The organism is Pseudomonas sp. GW821-FHT11D10 (assembly GCF_058808435.1).
Genome location: NZ_JBXARR010000001.1, coordinates 757263 through 776167 on the forward strand (window position 1 = coordinate 757263; position 18905 = coordinate 776167).

General features: G+C 62.6%; 17 protein-coding genes and 1 pseudogene. 5 read left to right on the plus strand and 13 right to left on the minus strand.

From position 1 onward, the window contains the following. Positions 1–29 precede the first annotated feature (29 nt). The 4 genes and pseudogenes from AC1RT4_RS03660 to AC1RT4_RS03675 all read right to left on the minus strand — a co-directional run bounded on the left by AC1RT4_RS03660 (position 30) and on the right by AC1RT4_RS03675 (position 3889). A complete protein-coding gene (locus tag AC1RT4_RS03660) occupies positions 30–1082 on the minus strand; it encodes an extracellular solute-binding protein (RefSeq protein ID WP_221534872.1) in 1053 nt (350 codons plus the stop codon). 18 nt (positions 1083–1100) lie between these two features. Further along, positions 1101–1888: pseudogene (locus AC1RT4_RS03665) on the minus strand (ABC transporter permease). Continuing rightward, complete coding sequence (locus AC1RT4_RS03670) at positions 1885–2802, minus strand: ABC transporter permease (protein ID WP_007959454.1); 918 nt, start codon at positions 2800–2802, stop codon at positions 1885–1887. Before AC1RT4_RS03670 ends, AC1RT4_RS03665 begins: the two are co-directional and overlap by 4 nt. 1 nt (position 2803) lies before the next feature. Next, the gene (locus AC1RT4_RS03675; RefSeq protein ID WP_493083595.1) at positions 2804–3889 is read right to left on the minus strand and encodes an ABC transporter ATP-binding protein; all 1086 of its coding nucleotides are present in this window, start codon (positions 3887–3889) and stop codon (positions 2804–2806) included. A gap of 140 nt (positions 3890–4029) precedes the next feature. On the opposite strand from AC1RT4_RS03675, the gene AC1RT4_RS03680 reads away from it, so the two are divergent. From AC1RT4_RS03680 to AC1RT4_RS03690, 3 genes are all read left to right on the plus strand, one after another. Beyond that, complete coding sequence (locus AC1RT4_RS03680; RefSeq protein WP_007959456.1) at positions 4030–4719, plus strand: GntR family transcriptional regulator; 690 nt, start codon at positions 4030–4032, stop codon at positions 4717–4719. Positions 4720–4851: 132 nt separating this feature from the next. Then, positions 4852–6963, plus strand: coding sequence for an ATP-binding protein (locus AC1RT4_RS03685; RefSeq protein WP_493083598.1), 2112 nt, complete (start codon positions 4852–4854; stop codon positions 6961–6963). A 29-nt stretch (positions 6964–6992) separates the two neighbouring features. Beyond that, on the plus strand, positions 6993–9626 hold the full coding sequence (locus AC1RT4_RS03690; protein WP_493083600.1) for an excinuclease ABC subunit UvrA: 2634 nt from the start codon (positions 6993–6995) through the stop codon (positions 9624–9626). A gap of 5 nt (positions 9627–9631) precedes the next feature. On the opposite strand, the gene AC1RT4_RS03695 is transcribed toward AC1RT4_RS03690, so the two are convergent. The 7 genes from AC1RT4_RS03695 to AC1RT4_RS03725 all read right to left on the minus strand — a co-directional run bounded on the left by AC1RT4_RS03695 (position 9632) and on the right by AC1RT4_RS03725 (position 15819). Next, a complete protein-coding gene (locus AC1RT4_RS03695; RefSeq protein ID WP_493083602.1) occupies positions 9632–11575 on the minus strand; it encodes a response regulator in 1944 nt (647 codons plus the stop codon). Continuing rightward, the gene (locus AC1RT4_RS03700; RefSeq protein ID WP_230731214.1) at positions 11565–12440 is read right to left on the minus strand and encodes a sensor histidine kinase; all 876 of its coding nucleotides are present in this window, start codon (positions 12438–12440) and stop codon (positions 11565–11567) included. Before AC1RT4_RS03700 ends, AC1RT4_RS03695 begins: the two co-directional genes overlap by 11 nt. Beyond that, the gene (locus AC1RT4_RS03705) at positions 12433–13443 is read right to left on the minus strand and encodes an ATP-binding protein (protein ID WP_493084450.1); all 1011 of its coding nucleotides are present in this window, start codon (positions 13441–13443) and stop codon (positions 12433–12435) included. Before AC1RT4_RS03705 ends, AC1RT4_RS03700 begins: the two co-directional genes overlap by 8 nt. Next, positions 13440–13844 (minus strand): anti-sigma regulatory factor, encoded by a 405-nt coding sequence (locus tag AC1RT4_RS03710; protein ID WP_007959462.1) that lies wholly within the window; start codon positions 13842–13844, stop codon positions 13440–13442. Before AC1RT4_RS03710 ends, AC1RT4_RS03705 begins: the two co-directional genes overlap by 4 nt. After that, positions 13841–14203: an STAS domain-containing protein gene (locus tag AC1RT4_RS03715; RefSeq protein ID WP_007959463.1), complete on the minus strand. Its 363-nt coding sequence runs from the start codon at positions 14201–14203 to the stop codon at positions 13841–13843. Before AC1RT4_RS03715 ends, AC1RT4_RS03710 begins: the two co-directional genes overlap by 4 nt. A 3-nt stretch (positions 14204–14206) precedes the next feature. Further along, positions 14207–15058, minus strand: coding sequence for an STAS domain-containing protein (locus AC1RT4_RS03720; RefSeq protein WP_493083605.1), 852 nt, complete (start codon positions 15056–15058; stop codon positions 14207–14209). Between the two features lie 239 nt (positions 15059–15297). Continuing rightward, the gene (locus tag AC1RT4_RS03725; RefSeq protein ID WP_493083607.1) at positions 15298–15819 is read right to left on the minus strand and encodes a DUF4142 domain-containing protein; all 522 of its coding nucleotides are present in this window, start codon (positions 15817–15819) and stop codon (positions 15298–15300) included. Between the two features lie 205 nt (positions 15820–16024). Between AC1RT4_RS03725 and AC1RT4_RS03730 the strand changes: the two genes are divergently transcribed. Both AC1RT4_RS03730 and AC1RT4_RS03735 read left to right on the plus strand, forming a co-directional pair. Further along, positions 16025–16267 (plus strand): HP1242/YdcH family protein, encoded by a 243-nt coding sequence (locus tag AC1RT4_RS03730; RefSeq protein ID WP_007959466.1) that lies wholly within the window; start codon positions 16025–16027, stop codon positions 16265–16267. A 109-nt stretch (positions 16268–16376) separates the two neighbouring features. Then, the gene (locus AC1RT4_RS03735) at positions 16377–16547 is read left to right on the plus strand and encodes a hypothetical protein (RefSeq protein ID WP_493083609.1); all 171 of its coding nucleotides are present in this window, start codon (positions 16377–16379) and stop codon (positions 16545–16547) included. A gap of 108 nt (positions 16548–16655) precedes the next feature. On the opposite strand, the gene AC1RT4_RS03740 is transcribed toward AC1RT4_RS03735, so the two are convergent. Both AC1RT4_RS03740 and AC1RT4_RS03745 read right to left on the minus strand, forming a co-directional pair. Next, on the minus strand, positions 16656–17732 hold the full coding sequence (locus AC1RT4_RS03740; RefSeq protein ID WP_493083611.1) for an SMP-30/gluconolactonase/LRE family protein: 1077 nt from the start codon (positions 17730–17732) through the stop codon (positions 16656–16658). Continuing rightward, complete coding sequence (locus AC1RT4_RS03745; RefSeq protein ID WP_493083613.1) at positions 17729–18874, minus strand: sterol desaturase family protein; 1146 nt, start codon at positions 18872–18874, stop codon at positions 17729–17731. The genes AC1RT4_RS03740 and AC1RT4_RS03745 overlap by 4 nt, the downstream gene beginning before the upstream one ends. Between the last annotated feature and the right edge of the window lie 31 nt (positions 18875–18905).

Genomic DNA, 18905 nt, shown 5'->3' on the forward strand with positions numbered 1-18905 from the left:
AGGGCTAGGGTGAGGGCTGCGGTTTCGGATCAACCCTTAAGCTTCGACCAAATCCGATCCTGCAGCTCCCGCGCCTTGTTGCTGCACTCCTTCTCCGGCCGCAGCCGCGAGGCGTATTCCTCGGGCATGTTGATCGCGTCCATGACCTTCCATTTCGCATCCAGCAACTGATCGCTCTGAATCCCGTTGGCATAGGCAATCGCGTTGGACACGGCCGCCGCGTTCTCGGGCTTCATCATCCAGTCGATAAAGATCTTCGCGTTGCCCGGATGCGGCGCGCTTTTCGGTACGGCGAAGTTGTCCTGGAACATCGCCAGGCCTTCTTTCGGGTACACGTACTTGATGGTGCTCTTCTGCAACGTGGCGCGGGCCGTCGAGCCGTTCCAGTTCTGCATCATGATCACTTCGCCCGAGGCCATGCGGTCGACGGTGTTGTCGGAGCTGTACATCTTCAAAAACGGTTTCTGCTTTTGCAGCAGTTCGAGGATGCGTTTGGCGTCCTGCGGGTTTTCGGTGCACTCGTCGACGTTCAGGTAGTGGCTGGCGGCGTTGATCACACTGCTGGAGGTGTCGAGGGCGGCGAGCTGGCCTTGCAGCTCCTTGCGCGGTTCGAAGAACTCTTTCCACGAGTCGTCGAGCTTGCCGCCCGGCACCCGGGCGCTGTCGTAGGAAAACCCGGTGGTGCCCCACAGATACGGCGCCGAAAACTTGCGGCCCGGGTCGAAGCTCGGGTCGCGGAACGGGCCTTTGACGTACTGGAAGTTGTTCAGGGTCGGAGCGTCGATTTCCAGCAGCAGGTCCTGCTTGATCAGCGTCTGCATGATCGACTGCGACGGCACGATCACGTCATACGCCGCGCCGCCGGCCTGCAACTTGGCGAGCAGGGTTTCGTTGCTGTCGTAGCCGTCCATGGTGACCTTGATCCCGGTCTCCTTTTCGAATTTGGCCAGCAGGTCCACCGGGTAGTAATCGGTCCAGTTGTAGAAGAACAATTGCTTGGGTTCGGCCGCGTGGGCGCTGAACGCGGTGAAACAACTCAGGGCCAGACCGGAAATAGCCAAACGCATGCTTTTGGTTTTCATGAACAGAGCGCTCCAGGTTTATTGTTGTTTGCCGCGTTGGCCGAGCCAGAAGGCCAGCACTACCAGCACGATGGAAATCACCAGCATCAGGGTCGAAATCGCGTTGATCTCGGGCGTTACGCCGGCCTTGATCGCCGAGAAGATGTACACCGGCAACGTGGTCGAACCGGGCCCGGCGACGAAGAAGGTCATGATGAAATCGTCGAGGCTGACCACGAACGCCAGCACCGACCGGACAACACCGCCGGCCACAGCAGCGGCAAGGTCACGCGGCGGAACACTTGCCACGGGTTGGCGTACAGGTCGTTGGCGGCTTCCAGCAGGCTCTTGTCCAGATCGTTGAGCCGTGCGCGGATCGGCAGGTAGGCGAACGGAATGCAGAAGCCGATGTGCGCGACGATCACGGTCATCAGCCCGAGCTTGATCCCCAGCGCCATGAACAGCAGCAGGGTGGCCACGGCGGTGACGATCTCCGGCAGGATCAGCGGCAGGTTGATCCCGCCCTCGACCATTTTCTGCCCGTAGAACGGCCGGTAAGTCGCCAGCGCCGCCAGCAGTGCAATCGCCGTGGCGCACACGGTGGCGATGGTCGCGACGATGATCGAGTTCAGCGCCGCCGTCTGGATCGACGGGTTGGCCAGGATCCGCCCGTACCAGGCGAACGAGAACTCGGTCCACACCGTCGCCGAGCGGTTGGCGTTGAAGCTGTAGGCGATCAACACCAGGATTGGTACGTACAGATAGGCGAGGATCAGCAGGCTGATTTCCCGGGTCGCCGGGAGTTTTTTCAGGTGCAGAGAGATCATGCTTTCGCTCCCCGGTTCAGGGTTTTCGCCGCGCTGCGGCTGTAGAGGGCGTAGAGCACCAGTGACAGCAGCAGAATCCCGAGCAGCAGGAACGACAGCGAACTGCCGAGCGGCCAGTTACGCGCGGTGCCGAATTGCTGCTGGATCAGGTTGCCGATCATCAGGGTCTTGCCGCCGCCGAGAATCGCCGGGGTGATGAAGGCGCCGAGGCTCGGCACGAACACCAGCAACGCGCCGGCAATCACGCCGGGCATCGACAGCGGCAGGATGATCCGGCGCAGCGCGTGCCAGCGGTTGGCGCCCAGGTCATAGGCGGCTTCCACCAGGCGCCAGTCGAGTTTTTCCAGGGTCGAGTAGATCGGCAGAATCATGAACGGCAGGAAGCTGTAGACCAGGCCGACGCTGACCGCGAAGTCGTTGTAGAGCAGGGTGATGCCGCCGGCACTCGGGAACAGCGCGTTGAGGCTCTGGGCGACCCAGCCCTGTTCGCGCAGGATGATCAGCCACGCGTAATTGCGGATCAGCAGGTTGGTCCAGAACGGGATGGTGATGAGCAATACCATCAGGTTGCGTCGGCGCGGGGTCAGGCTCGACATCCACAACGCCACCGGAAACCCGAACAAAAAGCACAACACCGTGGTGCCACCGGCCTGGAACACCGAACGCAAAAGCGCCTGGGCGTAGACCCAGTTCAGCTCCAGTTCGCCGTCGAAACCTTCCTGGAAAAACAGCTGCACGTAACTCTGCAGTTGCCATTGGGCCTGCCAGTCGACGCCGCCGTAGGTGTTGCGCGGCAGCAGGCTGATGTAGCCCATGATCCCCAGCGGAATGGCGATCAGGGCGAGCAGGGTCAACACCACCGGGCTGAGCAACAGCGCGCGGTTGAGGGAGGGGGAAGTGCTGCTGACGCTCATCTCAGGCCTCCATCAACAGGCAGGCCTGGGGCGGCAGATGCACCGCCACGCGCTCGCCGACCGCCCGACCACGGTTCAGGCCTTCGTTGTTTTCCCGCAGCATGACTTTGATGTCGTTGTTCAAACGGCACTGGTACAACGTCGCGGTGCCGACATACAGCACGGCCTCGATCACCCCGCGCAGATGATGGGGCTGATCCGCCGCGACCAGTTGCGAGCGCTCGGGACGAAACGCGAGTTGCACGCTGCTGCCGCTGACGCCCTGTGGCGGGCAGGGGATTTCCACCGGCATGCCGTTGGGCACGAAGATGTTTTCGTTGTGCTCGCCGCGCTTGAGCTGGCCGGGGAGGAAATTGATGTCGCCGATGAACTGGGCGACGAAGCGGTGCTGCGGCCGTTCATAGATGTCGGTCGGGGTGCCGATCTGCAGGATTTTGCCGGCGGACATCACCGCGATCCGGTCGGACAGGGTCAGGGCTTCTTCCTGATCGTGGGTGACGAAGATGAAGGTAATGCCGGCTTCCTGCTGCACGCGCTTGAGTTCGACCTGCATTTCCTTGCGCAGCTTCAGGTCCAGCGCCGACAGCGGCTCGTCGAGCAGCAGCACTTTCGGCTTCGGCGCCAGGGCCCGGGCCAGAGCGACGCGCTGTTGCTGACCGCCGGATAATTCCGCCGGTTTGCGCCCGGCCAGGTGCTCCATCTGCACCAGCGCGAGCATTTCGTCGACCCGTCCGGGAATGGTCTTGCGATCAAGGCCCTGCATCTCGAGGCCGAAGGCGATATTCTGCGCGACACTCATGTGCGGAAACAGCGCGTAACTCTGGAACACCGTGTTGACCCGACGCTTGAACGGCGGCAGGTGATTGACCGTTTCGCCCGCCAGACGGATCTCGCCTTCGCTGACGTGTTCGAAACCGGCGATGGTGCGCAGCAGGGTGGTTTTGCCACAGCCCGAGGGGCCGAGGAGGGTGAAGAATTCGTTGTCGGCGATGTTCACCGACACGTTGTCGAGGGCTGGTGCCAGGCCAGGATCATCAGAATACCGCTTGGATACGTTACGCACTTCAATGGCTATTGGTTGACCCATAATGGTGCAATCCTCTAATTATTGTATGCAATATCTGAATGCAATTTAGAAATACCCGGATTAATCTGCTTGCGCAACCCCCCATTTCCCTGACTGAGTCGTTCGTCGGGCAGCGTTGCCAGCATTGAAGGAGTTTTTGAATGACCGAGAAGAAAACGGAAACCACGGTCGACCGCGTCTACCAAGGGGTTTACGAGGCGATCAGCAAGCGTTCGCTGCGTCCGGGAATGAAGCTGGGCGAGGCGTCGCTGGCGGAATTGTTCAATGTCAGCCGCACGTCGGTTCGTGCCGCGCTCAAGCAACTGGAGGCCGACGGACTGGTCACCACCGAGCCCAATAAAGGTGCGTCGGTGTCGCTGCCCAGCGACGAAGAGATCCGTTCGCTGTTCGAAACCCGGCGCCTGATCGAGATCGGCATCGTCACCGAACTGTGCCGGCGCAAGGACTCTGCGGTGATGCAGGACTTGCGCGATCACTTGCTGCTGGAAGACGAAGCCCACGAGGCAGGCGATCATGAGCGGCTGATTCACCTGCTCGGTGAGTTCCACATCAAACTGGCCCGCAGCCTGAACAATCCGGTGTTGCTCGACTGGTTCCAGAAACTGATTTCCCGCGCCTCGCTGTACGCCGCCGCGCTGGATGACGACAGCCACGAAGCCTGTCGCGACGACGAACACCTGCGGCTGATCGAGTACATCGAGGCCGGCAATCAGAGCGCGGCGATCGAGCTGACCTGCATGCACCTGGACGGCATCCAGAAGGCGATTCTCGACGTCGCTGCGAAGCTCAAGACCGGCTACCATCCGCTCAAACACCTGATCGAAGTCTGAACGTCGAGCCGGGGTGAAATCGGCTATACCTCTAATGAAACCATCGCTGCCCGGCGCGCTCGAAACAGACGGACGCGGCGCTTGAACGCGCAGCGATAGAACCGGACCCACCACAAGGCGTTGAAGCAGCCGATGCAGTTTTTATCCGATAGCCATGGGTGTGACGGCTGGCAAGGCGAGATGGCCGGGCGAATCCGTGCGTTCGACTGGAGCGGCACGGATCTGGGCCCCCTCGAAACCTGGCCCGCCAGCCTGTGCAGCACGGTCCAGCTGATGCTGGCCTCTCCGCTGCCGATGGTCATGCTCTGGGGCCATGCCGGTTACATGATCTACAACGACGCCTATTCCCGGTTCGCCGGCGGCCGGCATCCGTACCTGCTCGGATCACCGGTGGAACTGGGCTGGCCGGAAGTCGCCGACTTCAACCGGCATGTGGTCGACACCTGTCTGGCGGGCGGCACGCTTGAGTACCGCAACAAGGTGCTGGTGCTGCTGCGCGATGGCGTGCCCGAGGACGTCTGGCTCGATTTGTATTACAGCCCGGTGGCCAACGATGCGGGAGTTCCCTCGGGCGTGATGGCGATGGTGGTGGAAACCACCGAACTGGTGCAGTCAGAACGGTTGCGCCAGGCAGCCGAAGACGCTTACCGCGCCGACAACGAGCGGGTGCGCCTGGCGCTGAATGCCGGTGCCTTGCTTGGATCTTTCGTGTGGGATGTCAGAAACAACGTGCTGTCCGCCGACGAGCGATTTGCCCGCACATTCTCCTTTCCGCCGGATCAGGACCTGACCAACCTGCCGCAGCACATCGCCGAGGCGCACATTCATCCCGATGACCGTCTCTGGGTGCAGGAGTGCGTCGAGAATTCGGTGCGCACCGGCGAACCGTACAACGCTGAATACCGTGTGATCCGCGCCGATGGCAGCTTCCTCTGGGTGCTGGCCAGCGGTTGCTGCGAGTTCGACGAGCAGGGCCAGCCGTTCCGTTTTCCCGGCGTGCTGATCGACATCCACGAGCGCAAGATCGCCGAAGAATCCCTGCTCAAATTCACCCGCAATCTCGAACAGCGTGTGGCTGATGAGGTCGAGGCGCGGCTCTCCGCTGAAGAACAACTGCGCCAGTCGCAAAAACTCGAAGCCATCGGCGGCCTCACGGGTGGCGTGGCCCATGACTTCAACAACCTGCTGCAAGTGATCGCCGGCAACCTGCACCTGCTGGCGCGGCATGAACCGAACAACGCCAACGTCCAGCGTCGGGTCAGCGCCTCGCTGGCGGCGGTGGAGCGTGGTGCCAAGTTGTCTTCGCAACTGCTCGCGTTTGCCCGTCGCCAGCCGCTGTCGCCGGCGGTATGCAATCCCCGGCAGATCTTCGAAGGCGTCGGCGAGTTGCTGCAACGGGCGCTGGGCGAAACCATTCAGATCGACGTGCAACTGCCGGACGAACCGTGGCACATCAACGTCGATCGCAATCAACTGGAAAACGCCATTCTCAATCTGGCGATCAATGCCCGGGACGCCATGAAGGGCGAGGGCACGATTGTGCTCGGCGCCGCCAACCTTTCACTGGACCGGGCGTTCTGTTCGGGCAAGGGCATCGTGCCGGGGGATTTCGTCCGGGTCTCGGTCAGTGACAGCGGCGTCGGCATTGCCCCGCACATGCTCGAGCAGGTGTTCGAACCGTTCTTCACCACCAAGGCCGACGGCCAGGGCACCGGTCTCGGTTTGAGCATGGTGTTCGGCTTCGTCAAACAGAGCGGCGGGCATGTCGAGATCGACAGCCAGGTGGGCCAGGGCACGCGCGTGCAGTTGTACTTCCCGCGCAGCCTGCGACCGATGGGCGAAGTGGCACCCAGTGTGGAGAAACACCTCACGGGCGGCCACGAGACGATCCTGGTGGTCGAGGACAACGAAGCGGTACGCACCTCGGCGGTCGAGTTGTTGCGCGAAGAAGGCTACCGCGTGCTGATCGCCGGCAATGGCGACGCAGCCATGCAGATGTTGATGGAAGGCGCGCGGGTCGACCTGATCTTCACCGACGTGGTCATGCCCGGCCTGATCAAGAGCTCCGATCTGGCGGCATGGGCCAAGGTGCAAATGCCACCGGTGGCGGTGCTGTTCACCTCCGGCCACACCCGCGACATCATCTCGCGCAACCATCAGCTCAGCCCCGACACCCATTTGCTCGGCAAGCCTTACGGCCCCGAAGCGCTGTTGCAGATGATCCGTTCCGTGCTCAGTGCCTGAGCTTCGAATCCCTTGACCAAGGCTGGCCAATGACCTCCAAGCGCAGCTCAAATTCCGCCGCCGGCATGGTTCGCGTGCGCGGCGCCCGTGAACACAACCTGAAGAACGTCGACGTCGATATCCCCCGTGATGCGCTGGTGGTGTTCACCGGCGTGTCGGGCTCAGGCAAGTCGTCGCTGGCGTTTTCAACGCTGTATGCCGAAGCCCAGCGGCGCTATTTCGAGTCGGTGGCGCCCTATGCGCGGCGGCTGATCGATCAGGTTGGTGTGCCGGACGTCGATTCCATTGAAGGACTGCCACCGGCCGTGGCCCTGCAACAGCAACGCGGCACGCCGAGCACGCGTTCGTCGGTGGGCAGCGTGACCACGCTGTCGAGCCTGATCCGCATGCTGTACTCGCGCGCCGGCAGTTATCCGCCGGGTCAACCGATGCTGTATGCCGAGGATTTTTCACCGAACACACCGCAAGGCGCGTGCCCGGAGTGCCATGGACTGGGCCGGGTTTACGAGGTGACCGAGGCGTTGATGGTGCCCGATCCGAATCTGACCATCCGCCAACGCGCCGTGGCCTCCTGGCCGCTGGCCTGGCAGGGGCAGAACCTGCGCGACATCCTGGTGACCATGGGCATCGACGTCGATATTCCCTGGCGCAAACTGCCGAAAAAGCAGCGCGACTGGATCCTCTTCACCGAGGAAACACCGACGGTTCCGGTGTACGCCGGGCTGACCCCGGAAGAAACCCGCGTCGCTCTCGAACGCAAGATGGAACCGAGCTATCAGGGCACGTTCACTGGCGCCCGACGCTACATCCTGCACACCTTCACCCATTCGCAAAGCGCGCTGATGAAGAAGCGCGTGTCGCAATTCATGCTCGGCAGCCTGTGCCCGCTGTGCGATGGCAAGCGCCTCAAGCGCGAGGCTTTGTTGGTGACGTTTGCCGGGCATGACATCGGCGAGCTGTCGCGGATGCCGCTGCTGCAAGTCGCCGAAGTCTTGAAACCGGTGGCGGACCCGAGTTGGCTGGAACACGCCGACGAAACCGGCGAAACCCTGACCCACAGCCAGACCCGTGAAGCCCGCCAGCAGCGCGTGGCCCATGGCGCGAGCGGCCACGCCAACGCGCCGGACGTGCGCCATACGCCGAACCTGTCGCTGGAAAAACGCTTGGCCGCGCAGCGCATTGCCGAGGATTTGCTGGACCGGGTCAGCACCCTGACCGATCTCGGCCTCGGTTATCTGGCCCTGGAACGCAGCACGCCAACCCTGTCCTCCGGCGAGTTGCAACGCCTGCGACTGGCCACCCAACTGGGTTCGCAATTGTTCGGCGTGATCTACGTGCTCGACGAACCTTCCGCCGGCCTGCACCCGGCCGACGGCGAGGCGCTGTTCGAGGCCTTGCAGCGTCTGAAGGCCGATGGCAACAGCGTGTTTGTGGTCGAGCACGATCTGGACACCATGCGCCGCGCCGACTGGCTGATCGACGTCGGCCCGGCAGCGGGCGAAAAGGGCGGGCAGATTCTCTACAGCGGTCCGCCGCCGGGGCTGGCGGCGATCGATCAGTCGCAGACCCGCGCCTACCTGTTCGCCGAACAGCAACGGCCAACCCGCGCCGCGCGTAAACCGTCGGGCTGGCTGAAGCTCGATGGCGTCACCCGCAACAATCTCGATAACCTCAGCGCCGAATTTCCATTGGGCTGTTTCACCTCGGTCACCGGCGTCTCCGGCTCCGGCAAGTCGAGCCTGGTCAGCCAGGCGCTGCTCGAACTGGTCGGCGCACAGCTCGGGCGCAGCGTCAGTGACGCCGAGCCGGAGGAGCTCAATCTGGAAGACGATACCCCGATCGCCAGCACCGGCCAGGTCAGCGCCGGGCTGGAGTCGATCAAGCGTCTGGTGCAGGTCGATCAGAAACCTATCGGCAGAACACCGCGTTCGAATCTGGCGACCTACACCGGGTTGTTCGACAACGTGCGCAAGTTGTTCGCTGCAACCAACGAGGCGAAAGCGGCGGGTTACGACGCCGGCCAGTTTTCCTTCAACGTCGCCAAGGGTCGCTGCCCGACCTGCGAAGGCGAGGGGTTTGTCAGTGTCGAGTTGCTGTTCATGCCCAGCGTTTATGCGCCGTGCCCGACCTGCCATGGCGCGCGTTACAACCCCGAGACCCTGGCCATCCTCTGGCAGGGCTTGAGCATCGCGCAGGTGCTGCAACTGACGGTGGACGAGGCGGTGACGGTGTTTGCCGAGCAACCGGCGATCCGCCGCTCGCTGGAGGTTTTGCGTGACATCGGCCTCGGTTATCTGCGCCTCGGGCAGCCGGCGACCGAGTTGTCCGGCGGCGAGGCCCAGCGGATCAAACTGGCCACCGAGCTGCAACGCAACCAGCGCGGCGCGACGTTGTATGTGCTGGACGAGCCCACCACCGGCTTGCACCCGCGCGATGTCGACCGTTTGCTGGAGCAACTGGATACGCTGGTGACGGCAGGGCACACGGTGATCGTGGTCGAGCATGAAATGCGCGTGGTGGCGCAGAGCGACTGGGTGATCGACATCGGTCCGGGGGCTGGAGATCAGGGCGGCAAGATCGTCGTGGCCGGTACGCCTCAGAAAGTGGCGACGAGCAAGAAGAGCCGGACTGCGCCGTTTCTTGCCCGTGCCCTCAGCCGCTAGGCGTGTCAGGCGCCGTCGAGCGTGCGGCGTACCTTGTCCAGCAACTCACGGATCTGGAACGGTTTGACCAGCATCTCCATGCCCGCACCGAGAAACACCTGCCGATTGATTGCGGTTTCCGCGTAGCCGGTCATGAACAGGATCGGCAACCCTTCGCGCCAGCCCCGGGCAACGTCGGCCAGTTCGCGACCGTTCATGCGCGGCAGGCCGACGTCGGTCAGCAGCAGGTTGATCGACGGATCGTTCTGCAGACGCTCCAGCGCGGTTTCGATATCGCCGGCCTGGGTGCAGCGGTAACCGGCGTCTTCCAGCACTTCGGTGACGAACAGCCGCACCGACGGCATGTCTTCGACGATCAGCACATGCTCGCCGGCCCCCTGCGGGTCGATCACCGGAGGCGTCAGATCGGCAGCGGTCGGGTCGGTGGTCGCCGGCAGCATGATCGTCACTTCGGTGCCGCGTCGCGCTACGCTGCGGATGTGCGCATCGCCGCCGGACTGGCGGGCAAAACCATAGATCGTCGACAGCCCCAGCCCGGTGCCCTGGCCCAGTGGTTTGGTGGTGAAAAACGGTTCGAATACCTTGTCGATGACGCTGTGCTCGATGCCGGTGCCGTCGTCGCGCACCGACAGCGCCACGTAGGAACCATCGGTGAGGTTCGGGTCGCCGTGGGAGTACGCAGCGTAGGTGCTGACCCAGATATTGCCGCCCTGGGGCAACGCGTCCCGGGCATTGATCACCAGGTTGAGCACCGCGCTTTCCAGCTGGATCGGGTCGACCAGCGCAATCGCAGGTTTAGTGGTCAGCTCAAGCTTGAGGGCGATGCGTTCACCGATGGTGCGCACCAGCAATTCTTCGAGCGAGCGCACGTGATCGTTGATGTCCACCGGACGCGTGTCGAGCGGTTGCTGGCGGGCAAAAGCCAGCAGGCGGTGGGTGAGCGAGGCCGCACTCATCGCCGAGTTCAGGGCCGCTTCGGCGTAGAACTGGACCTTGTCCGGGCGCGCATCGGCGACGCGTTTCTGGATCAGTTCGAGGCTGGTGATGATCCCGGTCAGCAGGTTGTTGAAGTCATGGGCGATGCCGCCGGTGAGTTTGCCCAGCGCATCCATTTTCTGTACTTGCAGCAGCTGCGATTCGGCGCGGACCCGGTCGGCGACTTCCTTGGCCAGTTGCGTGGTGGTGTCGTCCAGCCGCGCCAGGTGCGAGCGTTCGCGGTGACGGTGCTCGGTGACGTCTTCGACGAACACCAGGCTCAGCCTCGGCGTGCGATAGGGTGAAATCTGCCACTCGGTCTCGCGGATCTCGCCCTGCACGCGCATGTTCAGCGTGCCTTTCCAGCGCTCGCCGTCCTCCAGCCGCAGGCGCAGTTCGTCGAGGATCGCGCTCTGATCCTCGGCGAAGCATTCGCTGAGGGTCTGCGGGTCGCGGTTGTCCTGGATCAGTTGGGAGAAGGCGTGGTTGCACTCGTGGACTTTCAGGTCGGCGTCGAGCACGGCGATGGGCGCGGAGATGTTGACGAAAATCTCGCGGAAACGCGCCTCGCTTTCGCGCAGGGCGTTCTCCGTGTCGCGCACTCGCAGCAGGGTGCGCAGCGTTGCCAGCAGCACATCGGGATCGACCGGGTGAATCAGGTAAGCGTCGGCACCGGCGTCGAGGCCGGTGATGATGTCGCCGGTCTGGATCGACGCCGCCGACACGTGGATCACCGGGAGCAGGGCGGTGCCCGGGTCGGTGCGCAGTTTACGCACGATGTCGAACCCGCTCATGTCCGGCAGGTTGACGTCGAGAATCAGCGCATCAAGCGACTGACTGGCAATCAGCGCCAGGCCGTCGCCGCCGGTGCCGGCCTCGAACACTTCGTAGCCGTGGCGCTCCAGGCGTCGGCGCAAGGCGTAGCGGGTGGCGACGTTGTCATCGACGATCAACAGACGGATGTCATGTTTCATCGACGTTCTCCTGGGCAATCGCCAACGGAATGATCACGAAAAAGCTTGAGCCCACGCCCGGCGTACTTTCGACACCGACCTCACCGCCGAGCAATTCGGCGAAGCGTTTGCACAGCGACAGGCCGAGCCCGGTGCCGCGCAGGCGTTTTTGCAGCGGTGAATCGACCTGTGAAAAGTCTTCGAACAGGGTGCCGTGCAGCTCCGGGGCGATACCGATGCCGGTGTCGCTCACTGCAAATCGCACTTTGTCCTGACCTTCGAGGCGTGCCGAGACCCGGACTTCGCCACGGGTGGTGAATTTCAGCGAGTTGGAAATGAAGTTGCGCAGGATCTGCGCCAGCTTCTTGTCATCGGTGAAGAGGCGCGGCAGGCCCACCGGTTCTTCGAAAATCAGGTCTACCGCCGTGGCGTCGACAATCGGCCGGAACATCCCGCGCAGTGCGGCGAACAGATCGAACATGTCGAACCACGCCGGGGAAATGGTGATGCGCCCGGCCTCGATCTTCGCCAGATCGAGCAGGTCGTCGACCATGTCGCTGAGTTCACGGGCGGCGCTGCTGACGAACGCGACCTGCTTGTGTTGCTCGGGGCTGAGCGGGCCGTCGAGCTCGTCGGCCAGCAGGCTGTTGATGCTCAGGATCGAGCCCAGCGGGGTGCGGAACTCGTGGCTCATGTACGACAGGAAGCGGCTTTTCAGGTCCGAGGCCTGGCGCAGTTGTTCGGCCTGGGTGTCGAGTTCGGCATACAGGGCGAGCACGCCCTGATTGGTTTCGTCGAGCTCTTCGCGCAGCGCGGCGGTTTCGCTCTGCAATTGGGCGATCAGCGCGGTCTGTTCGGCGCTGTTCAAGGTCGGGGACTCAGCCATGGGCGGCCTCCAGGGCAACGACCAGCACCGTTACATCGTCGCGCCCGCGACAGAAGTCGCGATGCAGGACGGTGGCTATCACGGCGGGATGGCGATGCACCAGACCGGGGTAGTCTTGAAGGTTCCAACGGGACTGCAAGCCGTCGCTGTACATGATCAATAGATGTCCGTTCACGTGAGCATAGTCAAAGGGCTGGGCTTTTCGGTATTGGGCGCCGACGATCCCCGGGTGCGAGGCCAGTCCGCGGGATTTGTCGGCCGTCACCAGACTGGCGCCGATGTTGCCGACACCGGCGTAGGTCAGGCTGTCGCGCTCGCCATGGAACTGCGCAAACGCCACCGCGCCGCCCCGGGTGCCGATCATTTCCCGGTGCAGGTCTTCCATCAGCAACACCGGGGCGGCGAACGGGGTCAGGGCAAACGCCTTCTCGCCGGCCTGAGCGGCACGCTCGGCGTCTTCGCCATGGCCCAGACCGTCGATGACCAGGGCGCTGATGTCCGGCCCGTTGAACGCCAGATGCCAGACATCACCGCACGCCGGGTCGTTATGCAGTGAGTGCTGACTGACACCGAAGCGCCGATCCGGCTGTCGATCGGTTCGCGGATACAGCCGCGCCAGCAGCACCGCGCCCCGGGCGTCGGCGTAGACATCAAAGACTTCCGCCTGACGCGACACCGCGCCGAGCCCGATCCCCTGCGTGCCACCCGTGGAAAAACCGTCGGCCATGCACGCGTCGAGATCGAAGCCGCCGGCACGGTCGACCGCGAGCATTTCGATGCCGAAACCATCGACTCGCGTCAACACCCGCAGGTGCAGTTCGCCGTGCGTCGCGTGTTTCAGTACGTTACTCGCCAGTTCCGTGGCCACCAGCGCGACACGTCCGGCATCGCGCTCATCGAAACCATGCTGCTCGGCAAGTTGCTGCGCCGTGCGCCGGGCATGGCCGATCTGGCTGCTGTCTTCGAGGGGCAGCACTCGGGTCAGACTCCCGCTGATATTCATGTCCATCGGGTGATCGTGATCCGGGTGCCTTCGCCGGGCGCAGTGTCCAGTTCGAACTCGTCCACCAGCCGCTTGGCCCCGGTCAGGCCCAGGCCCAAACCGCTGCCGGAGGTCCAGCCATCGGTCATCGCCAGTTTGATGTCGGCAATCCCCGGCCCCTCGTCGCGAAAGGTCAGACGCAGGCCGACCTTGTGGTTGTCGTCGAGGATCTGCCAGTCCATGTCGCCGCCACCGCCGTAGACCATGGTGTTGCGCGCCAGCTCGCTGACGGCGGTCACCAGTTTGGTCAGGTCGATCAGGCGCATGCCGCATTCGGTGGCCAGTTTGCGCGCCTGTTGCCGGGCCAGTACCACGTCCTGCTCGATTTTGATCGGTTGTGTACCGCTACTGCGCACGGTCATTGCTGGCGTACTCGTTCCTGCAACAGTTTCATTCCGCGCTCGACGTTCAGCGCGGTGCTGACGCCCGGCAGGTTCAGGCCGAGCTCGACCAGCGTGATCGCCACCGCCGGTTGCATGCCGACCAGCATGGTTTCGGCGTCCATGATTTTCGACAGGCCGGAAATGGTGCCGATCATCCGGCCGATGAACGAATCGACCATGTCCAGCGCCGAGATGTCGATCAACACGCCGCGCGCCGAGGTTTTGCTGATGCGTTCGGACAGGTCGTCCTGCAGGGTGAGGGCGAGCTGGTCATGCATGTCGACCTGTATGGTCACCAGCAGGAAGTCGCCCATCTGAAGAATCGGGATACGTTCCATTGGTTAAACCGTCTTGGCGAGGGTGATGCCCAGGCGAGTCAGCGCCAGTTTCAACGCATCGGCCAGGTTGGCCTTGGTCACCACGCCTTGCAGGTCGAGGCCCAGGTGGACGATGGTCTGGGCAATCTGCGGACGCACGCCGCTGATGATGCAATCGGCACCCATCAGGCGGATCGCGGTCACGGTTTTCAGCAGGTGCTGGGCCACGAGGGTGTCGACGGTCGGCACGCCGGTGATGTCGATGATGGCGATTTCCGAACCGGTGTCGACGATGCGTTGCAGCAGCGATTCCATCACCACCTGGGTGCGTTGCGAGTCGAGGGTGCCGATCATCGGCAGCGCGAGCACGCCGTCCCACAGCTTGACCACCGGGGTCGACAGTTCCAGCAGTTCTTCCTGTTGACGCTTGATCACCGCTTCACGGGATTTCTGGAAGGTGCGAATGGTGTGCAGGCCGAAGGCGTCGAGCAGTTCGGAGATTTCCCAAAGCTGTTCGGCCAGCAGTGCCGGCTGTTCCCGGTAATGACTTTGCAGCAAGGCGAACAGCGGGCCTTTGAGGGCGAAGATGAAACTGGCGGTCTGTTGCGAATCCTGACCGAGCAGGGCGCGGCTGTGGGAGAGCTTTTCGAGGAACTGGCGGGTGGTTTCCCAGCCCGGCGCGGCGATATTGGTGCCGTTGTCGTTCTCCAGACCGCTGACCACCAGTTGCAGGAACTCGGTGGTCTGTTGTTGCACGTCGTGGTCTTTGAGGTTGCGGGTAGCACCGCTGGTTTGCAGTCCGTTGATCCATTCGCCCAGCAGTTGTGCCTGTTTGTTTTTCATCGCATCGAGTGTGCTGTTCTGCAGTGCTGCCATGTGCCTGTTGCTCCATCGCGAATTAGGGGCCGGCGGATAAGAAAATGACCGGCGCGAAATCAATGACATTTGCCGTTTGAAATAGTTGTTCGTTCTCGCGTGGATATTTTTGATCTGCCGCACGGAACGCACCGATAACTCTAGTCGCCACGGCCGGGAGCGCCGGTTTTTCGCGCAAAACGGCGGGCCAAAAAAAGAGGCCGCGTCCAATGGAGGCGGCCTCTTGAGGTGCGTTGCGTCTATTTGCTCGGGTGTTTGGCTTGCAATTCCTTGGCGGCAGCCAGGTGTTTTTGCATCCCCGGCAGCATTTTCTGGGCAAAGCCCTTGAGCTCGGTGGCGCCCTTGACCTTGTCGTCGGTCACCGTGTTGGCCTGTTTCTCGAACAGTTTGATGGCTTCTTCGTGGGCCTTGACCTGATTGTTGGCGTACGCGGCATCGAAGGATTCATCGCGGACTTCGAGTATTTTTTCCTTGGCCTGTTTGACCAGCGTGGTGGTGTCCGGCACTTCGATGTCGTGAGCCTTGGCGATGGTGGCCAGTTCATCGTTGGCCTTGCCGTGGTCGGTGATCATCATGTTGGCGAAAGCCTTGATGTCGGCGGACTGGCTTTTTTCCAGCGCCAGGCGACTGGTTTCGATCTCGGCGATGCCGCCGGCAGCAGCGTTATCAACGAAATCGTTGTCGGTGGCGGCGAAGGCCGAGCCCATGCCGGTGCTCAAGGCGACAGCCAGAAAGAGATGACGCAGTTTGAATCCGTCCATTGGTGTTTCTCCACGCAGGTTTTTGTGAGCGTTATTCAATGGAGGGACGAGCGCGGACGAAGGTTTTATCGGGTTTGCGACAGGGCGACGAACGGGCACCGCTGGTCTGACAGGTGGTCGACAGAACCGGTCAACCGAGGCCATTCTGATACCTGGCCAGCGCAATCGGTCGCGTTGGCTGCCGATCAACTGACGGAGGTGTTCCATGCCGGTGACTCATGATTTGTTACAGGACTTGAAACTTACGAAGGAAGAGATCCAGCAACGACGCACCGCGGATCCACATCTGGACGCACTGATCAACAAGTATTCCCAGGCGGACGCCGAAGTCGTCAAGGCCGAGACGGCGACCTCGGATGCACCCAGCGACGACACCCTGAAGAAACTCAAAGAGAAACGCCTGCAGGTCAAAGACAAGATCGTCGAGCAGTTGCAGGCCCGAACCTGACCGTCAGTCGCGCCACCGGCCTTCGGTGGTGAAACGACTGGAACGACAGCCCCGACCGGCACCTCGAATGTTCAGAGTCTTCACATAGCGACTCTTACCGAGGTGCCTTATGAAAGATCCAAAATTCCCGAGTGAAGAGCAGGGGGCATTCGACCCTGTTCCGACCCATCCCGAGCCCAATAGCCCGGCACATACCGTTCGTAATCCTGAAGAGGAACGCAGGAGCGAGGAAGTGCCGGAAGATGAAGACCCGGAAACTTTCGATAGATCCAGTAACTGACAATCCGCTATCGCCAGCAGGCTGGCTCCCACATTTGGAATCCAATCCCCCTGTGGGAGCCAGCCTGCTGGCGATAGGGCCATTCGATTCACTACACAAGCCCGGTCCTCACTTCAAGGCTGCCTCCAGCGGCATCCGCGCCATGTGCGTGGCCTTCAGCGAGCCGAAGTACAGCCACTCGCCATACTCGCGCACCGTGGTGATCGGTGAGTAATTGCCGGCGCTGGCGTCCTGCAGATTGGCGATCACTTTGCCGTCCAGATCCAGCCCCAGCACGAACCCGCGTTTCTCCACCGGTTTGGGCAGCACGGTCATCGCCCGCACGATCATCTTGCGTAGGAACGGGTGTTCAGCGGTGCGATCCAGCAGCGGGTTGCGCGGCGTGTACAGCGCCACCCAGAAGCGATCCCGGCCATTGAAGGCGAGGTTGTCCGGCAGCCCCGGCAGGTTGTCGATGAACAGGTCGTGGGTGCCGGCCTTCGGCCCGGTCAGCCAATAGCGGCTGATGCGATAGGCGCCGGTTTCGTTGACCAACACATAGGCGTCTTCCGGGCCGAGGGTCACGCCGTTGGCGAACTCCAGTTTGTCGAGCAACACGACAGTCTTGCCGGTCTGGAAGTCGTAACGCAGGAGGCGTCCGTCGCCGCCATGTTCGATGATCGCTTCGCCATCGTGGCCGTAACCCCAGCGACTAGAGGCATCGCTGAAGTAGGCGTAATGCCCGGACTTGTCGATGGCCACGTCATCGGTAAACCCGAACGACAAGCCATTGGCTTCGGTGGTCAGCGCCACCAGCCGCCCCTGCGCATCGAGCGACAGCAAGCCCTTGACCCCGTCGGCGATCACCAGCAAACCGTTGGGATGCCGCGCCAGCCCCAGCGGCCGGCCGCCGGTATCCGCCAACACCTTGCGCTGCTGGCCGTCGAGGCTGGTGCGCAGCAGGCGTCCGTCATGCAGGCCGGTGATCAGGAAATCGTTTTCCAGCAACAGCGCTTCCGGGCCATCGATATCGCTTGGGCCGATTTGCGTCGCGCCCTTGAGTCGCTGATTGTCAGCGAATTGGCCTTCGGTCAGCGGAGGCGCCGGTTGCGGTGTCCAGGCGACGGGGTCGACCTTGGTCGGCATCAACAGCAAAAAGCCCAGAACCCCGACAATCAGCAGCAACAGCAGATAACGCCATCTCACACGTGGGCTCCCGCGAGAGCGAGGTGCCGGGTCGCCATGTCCCGCAAGGCCAGCATCGAAGCCGCCGATTCACGATCGATGCGATGCTTGAGCAGCAGGTGGTTGGCAATACGCATACCGATGCCCTCGAACTGGTAATCAAGGGTGCGCACGAACCGCGTTGCATCGTTGTGCGCCGAGCATTCATAGGTCAGCAGCAACGACAGACCCTGATCACCCTGGGCCCGGGCGCACCAGCGCCGGCCGGGCAGGTATTCGGTGACCTCCCAGCGCAAATGGCCCTCGCGGCCGCCGGCATGGATGTCCTCGTCGAATCGCGCGCCGGCATGCAGCGCACCGCTGGGGCCGTCGATCTTCAGTGAAGAGGGGTGCCACTCCGGCCAGCGACTGACGGTGGCGGCGTAGGCGAGGACGGCGATCGGATCACCGGCGATGTCGACTGTGTGCTGCATGCGGGTCATGGGCGTTCTCGAATCGGTCAGAGGGGCGGTTTCCGGCTCCCAGTAAAGGGTGCCGAACAGGTAGTCCATCAACGGAAAAACGATATTGAAATTACGCTCCTGCATGCGCTCGCGACGGTGATGCAGCTCGTGCAGACGGCGCATCTGGCGGATCCACGGCAGACGGGTCAGCGGGTTCTGCGGCGGCAGATGCTCGCAGGCGTGAAACACTTCATAGGTCAGGTAACCGAACACCATGCAGCCGCCGAACAGACCGGCGACGTTGCTGTTGACCTGCGCGAACAGCCACCACAGGGGCAGGGTGATCGCCAGCGTGTGCAGCACGATCAGCCAGGCGGGAAACAGGATCACCCGCCAGTCGCGGGCGCCGTCGTAGGTCATGTGGCCGGGGGTGAAGAAGCTGTGATGATCGCCCGCATGCCGGGCATAGAACATCCGGGCGAAGCTCTTTTTGTGGTGGCCGAGGTGGCGGTGCACCATGTACACGCCGAAATTGAAGAACAGCAGGGTCAGCGGCACGGTCAGCCATTCCATCGGCCGCACCTGGTGCACGCTGCTCCAGAACGCGCCGATGGCCAGCACGCCGAACAGCAGCACGAACGCGCCGTGCAGCCACGGGTTGTAGCGGGGATGAATCGCCGCGCGGTAGCGGCTGCGAAATGCCTCGGTGGTCTGCCTCACTGCGGTCACCTGCGGATATTGTCGTTATCCC

What these genes read in the sequence shown, in the direction of transcription:
- AC1RT4_RS03660 (WP_221534872.1), bottom strand. Translation starts at nt 1,082, where the DNA reads ATGAAAACCAAAAGCATGCGTTTGGCTATTTCCGGTCTGGCCCTGAGT.
- AC1RT4_RS03670 (WP_007959454.1), bottom strand. Translation starts at nt 2,802, where the DNA reads ATGAGCGTCAGCAGCACTTCCCCCTCCCTCAACCGCGCGCTGTTGCTC.
- AC1RT4_RS03675 (WP_493083595.1), bottom strand. Translation starts at nt 3,889, where the DNA reads ATGGGTCAACCAATAGCCATTGAAGTGCGTAACGTATCCAAGCGGTAT.
- AC1RT4_RS03680 (WP_007959456.1), top strand. Translation starts at nt 4,030, where the DNA reads ATGACCGAGAAGAAAACGGAAACCACGGTCGACCGCGTCTACCAAGGG.
- AC1RT4_RS03685 (WP_493083598.1), top strand. Translation starts at nt 4,852, where the DNA reads ATGCAGTTTTTATCCGATAGCCATGGGTGTGACGGCTGGCAAGGCGAG.
- AC1RT4_RS03690 (WP_493083600.1), top strand. Translation starts at nt 6,993, where the DNA reads ATGACCTCCAAGCGCAGCTCAAATTCCGCCGCCGGCATGGTTCGCGTG.
- AC1RT4_RS03695 (WP_493083602.1), bottom strand. Translation starts at nt 11,575, where the DNA reads ATGAAACATGACATCCGTCTGTTGATCGTCGATGACAACGTCGCCACC.
- AC1RT4_RS03700 (WP_230731214.1), bottom strand. Translation starts at nt 12,440, where the DNA reads ATGGCTGAGTCCCCGACCTTGAACAGCGCCGAACAGACCGCGCTGATC.
- AC1RT4_RS03705 (WP_493084450.1), bottom strand. Translation starts at nt 13,443, where the DNA reads ATGAATATCAGCGGGAGTCTGACCCGAGTGCTGCCCCTCGAAGACAGC.
- AC1RT4_RS03710 (WP_007959462.1), bottom strand. Translation starts at nt 13,844, where the DNA reads ATGACCGTGCGCAGTAGCGGTACACAACCGATCAAAATCGAGCAGGAC.
- AC1RT4_RS03715 (WP_007959463.1), bottom strand. Translation starts at nt 14,203, where the DNA reads ATGGAACGTATCCCGATTCTTCAGATGGGCGACTTCCTGCTGGTGACC.
- AC1RT4_RS03720 (WP_493083605.1), bottom strand. Translation starts at nt 15,058, where the DNA reads ATGGCAGCACTGCAGAACAGCACACTCGATGCGATGAAAAACAAACAG.
- AC1RT4_RS03725 (WP_493083607.1), bottom strand. Translation starts at nt 15,819, where the DNA reads ATGGACGGATTCAAACTGCGTCATCTCTTTCTGGCTGTCGCCTTGAGC.
- AC1RT4_RS03730 (WP_007959466.1), top strand. Translation starts at nt 16,025, where the DNA reads ATGCCGGTGACTCATGATTTGTTACAGGACTTGAAACTTACGAAGGAA.
- AC1RT4_RS03735 (WP_493083609.1), top strand. Translation starts at nt 16,377, where the DNA reads ATGAAAGATCCAAAATTCCCGAGTGAAGAGCAGGGGGCATTCGACCCT.